We start from the raw sequence: 9,089 nt of genomic DNA, 5'->3' as shown, positions 1-9,089 counted from the left end.
ATTTCTGTTTTTTCAGACACTGCCAAAATGTTTATTTATTGTTTGTGGATACAAAGGTAGCATAAATAGCTTTGTCTGATGTATGTTAGTCATCGCCATTATTTATAGTTCTATTGTGTTTGCTTTTTTAGGTTAAAGTTTCTTTTGAATTAGAAAGTTTAATTACCTGTTCGATTGATTGAAATAGAAATGTTAAATTTGCAGTAGAGGAAAAGACTTGAAGATGAGGAAGATAGCAGTTTTATTTTTAGCAATTGCCTTTTTGATGATTGCATGCGATTCGAAAAAAAATTCTCCGCAAACGATCACTTTGGAAGAAAAAATCAGCATTGACAGTATAGGTATTAAAGTTTCTGCTGAAGAGAACAGAGAGTATTCTTTTACGGATAAAAAATCGGGATATTGGTATGGACGTACAGCTCAACAGGAACATGTTGGTATGTTCGAAGGCTGGACGGTGATGAGGCATCATATTTTCACAGACTATCAACTTTATATTAATGATATTGAGCTGATAAGAGATGAGGCAGTAGTATATCCAAATAAAATTGTAAGAAATTATGAGTTAGGAACTGAAACTTTATCAATGTTTGATGATATAGAAGCTTTGGTGATAGAGATAGAAACAAAAAAAACAGACGATAATATTGCAATTTCAATTTTGGGAGATATTTTGGTAGATAAATATTACAATGAAACACAAAAGGTTGTAGTTTTTGAACCGGAGGAATATGAAGGAAAGTTTGTAGGTATTAGCAGTATTATTCCCGAAGATATTTATCTTGAAGAACACAGGTATAAAGTGTCATCTTCTGCAAAAGGTTTTTTTATTTTTTTAGCTGATACCGAAGCAGAACTTTTTCAGAAATCTAAAGATCTTCAAAAAGACTATTTAACGTTGTTAAGAAAAAGAGCAGATAGAATGAATAAATTAGTAGGAGAGAACGTTGCTTTAAAAACAGATATTAAAGATTTCAATAAAGCATTCAACTGGGTAACTCTTACTATGGATCAGTTGGTAACAAGACAGATGGGACATGGGATTTATGCAGGTCTTCCATGGTTTAACGATTATTGGGGCAGGGATATGTTTATTTCTTTACCGGGATCGAACCTTGTTACCGGGCAGTTTGATTTGGCAAAAGAAATACTTTTGTCTTTTGCGAAATATCAGTTAAAAGATATGGAGTCAAAATATTACGGAAGGATACCTAACAGGGCAAGGCCCGATGATGTAATATACAATACGACAGACGGAACTCCCAGGTTTGTAATCCAAATTTTTGATTATGTGAAATATACCGGGGATACAGACCTGATAGAAGAGTTGTACCCCGAGATCTTTATGTCGATTGATGGTTCGCTGAAAAACTGGGTGGATGATAATGGTTATCTGACGCATGAGGATGCAGATACCTGGATGGATGCGAAAAGAGATGGAAAACCATTTTCGCCCAGGGGTAATAGAGCTAATGATATTCAAATCCTGTGGTATAAACAACTTCGTGCCGGTGCTTATTTTGCAAGGTTTATGAACAAGGATGAAGATGCAAAAAACTGGAATGATATTGCAGATAAGCTAAAGGCTAATTTTATGAAGGATTATTTTAGTTCTGATAAAAATATTATGGCAGACAGGATTTTGAAAGATGGAAGTCAGGATTTTTCAATGAGGCCAAACCAGTTGTTTGCAATGGATTTTATGACTGATGTGGAAAAGAAAATGAAGCTTGTAAGAACTATTTGGGAAGAACTTGTATATCCTTGGGGAGTTGCTTCATTAAGTCAGAAAGATGATTATTTTCATCCTTATCATCACTGGGATGACATGTATTTTTTCGATGAATCATATCATAACGGTACTGTTTGGGTATGGAATAATGGAATAGCGATGCAAAGGATGATTGAATGCGGACAAAAAGATGTTGCATTTCAGTTGATGGAAAATATGCAAAATCAGGCGATGCATACGGGAGCCGTTGGTAGTATTAGTGAAAATTTTGATGCATTACCAAGGGAAGGTAAAAGATATGCGGAAAAGACCGGTACTTTTTTACAAGCTTGGTCTAATGCTGAATATTTAAGAGTATGGTATCAGTATTTTCTTGGTGTAAGGCCAAATGCAGTATCAAAGGAGCTGATAATTGCTCCACGGATTCCGAATAAATTTGATGAGATAATTTTTGAGGAGAAGATTTTCGGAGGAAAGATAAAGTCGGAATTCTATAATCACAAGGGCTATTTAGATTTTGAATATGAATTTACAAATATTGAAGCCGACGTAACTTTTGATTTAGAAGGATATGAGGATATTTCAGTACAAGTAAAGGATGGTGATATTGTTTCAATTCGATTGGAAGAAGGGGATTCAAAGCTTGAGAATTATCGTGAAGGATCAGAGATTACAACAATTACATTAAAAGAATCAAAAACAAAAAAAGATCTGCAGAATATGAGCAGGGAAATATTTAGAGATGTTGGTTTTGCAAAGCCTGAACTTAATAAGGAGTCTTTTATCTTCAGGAGAAAAGCCGAAGGGAAATACAATATTGAAGATTATAATTAAAAATTAATAACTTGTTATGAAGACTATATTTTATTTGTTGTTTTTATTGCCAATGATGATTTTTGGACAGTCTCATGGTATAGAAATTAATGCATCGATTCCGGGCGATAGTATTAAAATGAAAGATGTTTATTTTAAAACTTATAGTTTGAGGGATATAAAATCTGATAATGGTTTATTGGTAATATTTACTTCCAATACTTGTCCTTTTGTAAAAGCATGGGAGAAGAGTTATTCAGGGATATATACATTAGCAGAGAATAATGGAATAGGGATGGCGTTGATAAATTCGAACGAAGCATTTCGTGAAACAACAGAATCTGTATCGGAAATGAAAAAGGTTATGGAGAGCTATGAATATTCCATGATTCCGTATTTGGCAGATAAAGATTCAGAGTTGGCTGATTTATTTGATGCAAATACGACCCCCCATGTTTTTTTATTCAATTCTGATGGAATACTGGTTTATAGAGGTAGTATAGATGATATGTTCGAAAATAAAGATCGAAGTATTACTAAAAATTATTTGTTTGATGCGCTAATCGCTGTGGGAAATGGACAAACCCCCAAAGTACAAACCACAAAAAACATTGGTTGTAGTATTAAAAGGGTAAAGATGAATTCAGAAAAGAAGAGTTATCAGGTTATTGAATAGAATTTAAACGTTGATAACAAAAAAAACAGGCTGTCCTAAAAATCGTAAAAACACTCGAATGATGCAATTACGACATTTAAGACAGCCTTTGTTTATGATTTTAATCTAATGTTTTTTAGAAAAACGTTTTAATAATATCATTTCCATTTGCCAGAATAACTAAGCTCATAAGAATCACAAAACCTGCAATTTGAGCGTACTCTAAAACTTTTTCCGAAGGTTTCTTTCCTGATATCATTTCCCAAAGCACGAAAACTACGTGTCCTCCATCTAAAGCAGGAATAGGGAGTATGTTAAGAAAGGCCAGCATAATTGATAAAAAGGCCGTGAAGCTCCAAAAACGTTGCCAGTCCCATGTAGCAGAGAATTGTTTTCCGATTGCAAGGAATCCTCCAACTGACTTATAAGCACCTGTATCAGGGTTTAAAATTAGTTTGAATTGACGTACATAGCTAACTAACATGTCGGTTGCTTTAACCGCACCCTGAGGGATCGATTCCAATAGACCGTATTCTAATGTTTTAACGTCATAGAATTTAGACATATCGACATCCGGATAAACTCCAATTTTTCCTTCTTCAGAAACTAAAACTTTCACGTTTAGTGCAACTTCATCTCTTAAAATATTTAAGGTGATAGAGTCTCCTTTTGCCTTAGGTATTACTTCGATAAATTCATCGAAATACGTCATAGGTTTATTGTTGAAGCCTGTTACTTTATCGCCTATTTCTAATCCTGATTTCTTCGCTTCAGATCCATCTGAAAAATCGCCTACATAATATGGAATTCTGGGGGATATAAAACCGGAGCTTTTTATCAGTGTTTCTTTTACTTTCGGATCAAATGTTATGTGTAACGGGGTTCCGTTTCGTTCAACGTCTATATTATCGGATAAGATAATTTCGATAGGAACCTGTTTGAATATTTCCACTTCATGACCACCTACTTTTAAAATCTTATCACCGGTTTGGAGCCCTAATTTCTGTCCTACAGAATCAACAACAACACCGTAGTTGTTAATCGAAGTAGTAGGAATATATTGTTCTCCCCATGCATATAACATACCGGCATAGATGACAACTGCAAGAATAAGGTTTACTGCTACTCCACCGATCATAATAATCAGTCTTTGCCAGGCCGGTTTTGATCTGAATTCCCATGGTTGAGGCTCTTTGTCCATCTGTTCTTTATCCATAGATTCATCAATCATTCCCGCAATTTTCACATATCCGCCCAGTGGCAACCATCCAATTCCGTATTCAGTTCCGCCTATTTTCTTCTTAAACAGTGAAAAGTAAGGATCGAAAAATAAATAAAATTTTTCAACTCGTGTTTTAAAAATTTTAGCAGGGATAAAATGCCCAAACTCATGCAGTACTATAAGTATAGACAAGCTCAGGAAAAATTGAGCTGCCTTAATTAATATTTCGTTTATTTCCATTTATAAATCTTCTTTAGCGCGCAAATATAAAATTTTAATTACTTTTACTCTAAGCAATTCTCGAAGATTTACAATTGTTAATATCCTGAGTTCGACGAAAAATTTATTCATAACTGTATTCAAATCTCTCATCGAACTTAGCTTAATAGAATTAAATATCCGGGTAGTTTGTGATTTGAAAATTATGAACATAGTTTTTAAATTATTAACTTTAATAGGATATTACTCGCTGTTTCCCCTGATTCCGGAAGGGAGTCATATGACCTTTTAATAAAGTTATGCTACAGATAAATTCATATATGAGAATAATTTTACTATTCTTTTTCTTTTATTTTTCGTGCTACTTTGCAGTTGCTCAATCAAAAAGTGAAGAAGTAGATGACGGTGTAAAAGTAGGTGTAGTATTGAGTGGAGGAGGAGCAAAAGGCGTGGCTCATGTTGGAGTTCTCAGGATGATAGAAAAGGCAGGAGTAAGGGTTGATTATATTGGAGGAACAAGTATGGGAGCTATTGTTTCGGCATTGTATTCAATTGGGTATTCAGTAGATGAACTCGACAGTATAATTAGTGTTTTGGATATGTCGAAGTTGGTGCAGGGAAAGATTCCACGTAATAATCTTACTTATTTTGAGAAAACATTCGACAGTGAAACTTTTTTGAGTGTTCCTGTAAATAACTGGGAAATTGGTATTCCGAAAGGTTTATCGAATGGACAGGATGTTATAGAAGAATTTACCGAGCTTACAAGGGAATATCCCGGACATCAGGATTTCGATAAATTACCCATTCCGCTTGTGATGATGGCAACTGATATTGTAACGGGAGAATCAATTGAATTTCATGAAGGCTCAATACCTATGGTGATGCGGGCCAGCTCATCATTTCCTTCACTTTTTTCTCCAATAGAAATAGATGGGAGACTTTTGGTTGACGGTGGAGTTCTTAATAACTTTCCTGTAAAAGAGGTTAGGAGTATGGGAGCTGATATAATTATCGGAGTAAGTGTAGAGGATGGACTTTATAAGAAGAAAGACCTTATGTCTATTACTTCTATAATTGAGCAAATATCAAGTTTTAAAATGGTTGAAAAATCTGAAAAGCAGGCTAAGCTTGTGGATGTATATATTAAGCCTGATATTTCAGATTATTCGGTTGTTAGTTTCGATAAGGCCGGAGAGCTTCTGGAATTGGGAGAAATAGAAGGGTTTAAGTATTTTAATGAACTGTTAGATATTGCAAAACGCCAAAAACCATCAAGTAGTGATAAACGTAAGCCTTTGATAAACACTGTGAATTATAATATTTCGAGTGTAGAAGTTAAGGATTCACGGAATCATTCCACAGAATATTTTACAGACCGGTTTCCGGTAAAGAAACTACCAGGTCTTATTAATATAGATCAGATTAAGGCAGGAATTAATACGCTAGATGGTACCAGGAATTTTGATTTTATAGGCTATGATTTAATGCCGGACGGAAAAGGTTGGCATAAATTGGTTATTAAGGTTAAAGAAAAAAGGAATAATGACTATTTAAAATTGGGTTTGCATTACGATGAAATTTACAAGGCAGGCTTAAAGTTAAAATTTACTGCCCGCAATAAATTTTTGAGAAGCTCAATTTTTATGTCAGATATAATTATTAGTGACAGACCGAGGTTAAATATCTTATTTTATAAGGATAATGCAGCTTGGCCGGGATTTCTGTTGCAGTCTAATTTTACACAATTTGAGGTAGATATGCCGGCTGCCGCTCTTGGAGATTTGGGTGATTTGATTTCCGGATCTATAATTGATATGAAATATAAAGACTGGACAACAAAAGTAATGGCCCAGAAGACTATTAATGAGGATTTTTATTTTGCAGGCGGAGTTGAAGCAAAACGTTTAGCTATGTATTCCAGTTCTTTAAAAGTTATGGATAAAGATGGGGATTTTGAAGAGAGGCCTTTTGTTTTTGACGAAGGTTGGAGTATAAATCCATTATTGGAGATATATGCTGATACCAGAGATAATTCCAATTATCCAACTCGTGGATTTTTGTTTAAGTCTGAATTTAAAGTAGTTATACCTCAGTCGCAAAATAACGACTTAAAAGAGAATACTCTTGTAACCTCAAGTTTTTTGTATCTGCGAGCCGACTATACTTTCTCGCCAAGTGAAAGATTGGCCTGGACAAACAAGATATATTCAAGTACCAGATTTGGTTCTGGTTCCACTGCAGGTCTGTCGTATTATTTCGGAGGATATAACAAGAACTTACCTAATAATGTTTATAGTTTCTTCGGCTATCCTGTATTTGGTGTTGTTGGTGTTGAGGATGGAGGTTTTTTTAAATATCTCACAAGTTTACAGTATAGAATTATTCAGGATATTTATATCACCGGACATGCAAATTATATGATAGCGGCAAAAAATAGTAATCAGTGGTACGAAGCAAAAAAACTGCACTATTCAGGGTATGCTCTTTCTCTTGGTTATAACAGTAAGATAGGACCTGTAGAATTTACTTCAAGCTACAGTCCTGATAACGGGAAATTCAGTTTCATGTTCAATTTAGGGTATTGGTTCTAGGAACTGATAAAAAAGAATTTAAATTTGTATCAAATTATTTTCATTTGGCAACTATAAAACAACTTTTAAGTCAAACAGCTATTTATGGGCTGAGTAGCGTTATAGGTAGGGTGTTGAACTTCCTTTTAGTGCCCTTATATACGTATGTTTTTGATAAAGAAGAATACGGAGAAGTAATAATCCTATTCTCGTATACTGCTATTCTTAATGTATTTCTCAGCTATGGGATGGAAACTTCATTCTTTAATTTTGTAAATAAAAAAGATAGTAAAAATGTATTTCCAACAGCCTTTATTAGCTTATTGGTGAGTTCATTAGTGTTTTTGTCAATTGCACTGTTTTTTAATAAAGATATTGCTAATATCCTTTCGTTCGAAAGTCACCCGGAGTATATTATTTATCTGATATGGGTAATATTCTTTGATGCTATTACTGTAATTCCTTTTAGCAGGTTGCGTTTTCAGAATAAAGCTTTCAGGTTTGCGATAATAAAATTAATCAATATTGGTATTTACATAGGACTTAATTTATTACTGTTGGTTGTAATTCCATGGTTAATATCTAAAGGTTATAGTTTTGGTTCGTTCGATAGGTATTTATCTACGCCCAAAATAAGTGTAATATTCCTGTCTAATCTTGTAGCTAGTGCTATTACCGTAATTATGTTAATTCCGACATTTAGAGATGCTGAATGGAATTTTGATAAGGAATTATGGAAGAAAATGATTCGATACGGATGGCCTATTCTTATTGCCGGAACAGCCGGAATAATTAACGAATCTATGGATAAGGTATTTTTATGGGAAATGTTGCCGGAAGATACAGCAAAAGGTGAAGTAGGTATTTATGGAGCAAATTATAAGATAGCAATATTCATGACAATTTTTATCCAGGCTTTTAGGATGGGAGTAGAGCCGTTTTTCTTCGCGAAGGCAAAAGACAAAGATGCGAAAGAAACTTATGCCTACGTGATGAATTATTTTGTTGCAATTTTGGCGGTAATATTTCTTTTCTTAATTGTGAATTTAGATATTTTGAAATATTTTATTCAAAATGAGGAGATGTGGGTAGGATTAGATGTGGTGCCAATTCTTTTGCTTGCGAATTTGAGTTTAGGAATATATTTGAGCCTGTCGGTTTGGTATAAGATAAACGACAAAACAAGATACGGAGCTATTTTTTCTATCATAGGTGCAATAATTACGGTGTTAATTAATATTTGGCTGATACCAAAAATGGGATATTACGGTTCTGCATGGGCAACTTTGGCGGCCTACGGATCAATGATGCTGATGTCGTATTTTGTCGGGCAAAAAATTTATCCCATTCCTTATAATCTTAAAAAGATAAGCTTGTATTTAGGATTGTCGGTCTTTCTTGGGCTTGTGGCAGATAAATTTTTCTATGGAAATCTAATCATAGGAAACAGCTTTTTATTGCTGTTTTTAATTATGCTCGCATTTTTTGAAACTGCATCGCTAAGAAGTATATTTGCCAGAAATAATAAATAGACTATTTCTTAGTTTAATAGTAAGCAGTATTAGATCAACCATCAATAAAAATATGAAATATTCATGAGCTCAATTTTGGACAGACTAGAAAATGATAATTCATGAATGTTTTATCCCTGCCTGCAAGACGCAGTCAGACAGGTGACCAAAACATAAAATTATTAACAGATGAAACGAGCATGACAAAATTTTAACAATTTTGACCCAGAGGGGAATGATAAAATTTTGTCTTGCGAACACCATCTGACCAAAACATAAAATTATTAACAGATGAAACGAGCATGACAAAATTTTAACAATTTTGACCCAGAGGGGAATGATAAAATTTTGTCTTGCGAACACC

General features: G+C 34.1%; 5 protein-coding genes. 4 read left to right on the top strand and 1 reads right to left on the bottom strand.

Going from position 1 to position 9,089, the window contains the following annotated elements:
- The first annotated feature begins 223 nt into the window (after positions 1-223).
- Complete coding sequence (locus tag ABFR62_11355; protein MEN8139015.1) at positions 224-2,566, top strand: amylo-alpha-1,6-glucosidase; 2,343 nt, start codon at positions 224-226, stop codon at positions 2,564-2,566.
- Between the two features lie 16 nt (positions 2,567-2,582).
- Positions 2,583-3,221 (top strand): redoxin domain-containing protein, encoded by a 639-nt coding sequence (locus tag ABFR62_11350; protein MEN8139014.1) that lies wholly within the window; start codon positions 2,583-2,585, stop codon positions 3,219-3,221.
- Between the two features lie 115 nt (positions 3,222-3,336).
- Here the strand turns inward: ABFR62_11350 and rseP are convergent, their stop codons facing one another.
- Positions 3,337-4,662 (bottom strand): RIP metalloprotease RseP, encoded by a 1,326-nt coding sequence (rseP, locus tag ABFR62_11345; GenBank protein ID MEN8139013.1) that lies wholly within the window; start codon positions 4,660-4,662, stop codon positions 3,337-3,339.
- 299 nt (positions 4,663-4,961) lie between these two features.
- On the opposite strand from rseP, the gene ABFR62_11340 reads away from it, so the two are divergent.
- Complete coding sequence (locus ABFR62_11340) at positions 4,962-7,235, top strand: patatin-like phospholipase family protein (protein MEN8139012.1); 2,274 nt, start codon at positions 4,962-4,964, stop codon at positions 7,233-7,235.
- 44 nt (positions 7,236-7,279) lie between these two features.
- Positions 7,280-8,746, top strand: a complete 1,467-nt coding sequence (locus tag ABFR62_11335) for an oligosaccharide flippase family protein (GenBank protein MEN8139011.1) — start codon at positions 7,280-7,282, stop codon at positions 8,744-8,746.
- The last annotated feature ends 343 nt before the right edge of the window (positions 8,747-9,089 follow it).

It is taken from the genome of Bacteroidota bacterium (genome assembly GCA_039714315.1).
Taxonomy (GTDB): Bacteria; Bacteroidota; Bacteroidia; order Flavobacteriales; family JADGDT01; genus JADGDT01.
Note: the sequence above shows the minus strand (reverse complement) of the source record. Positions and strands in the feature narration are given on the sequence as shown.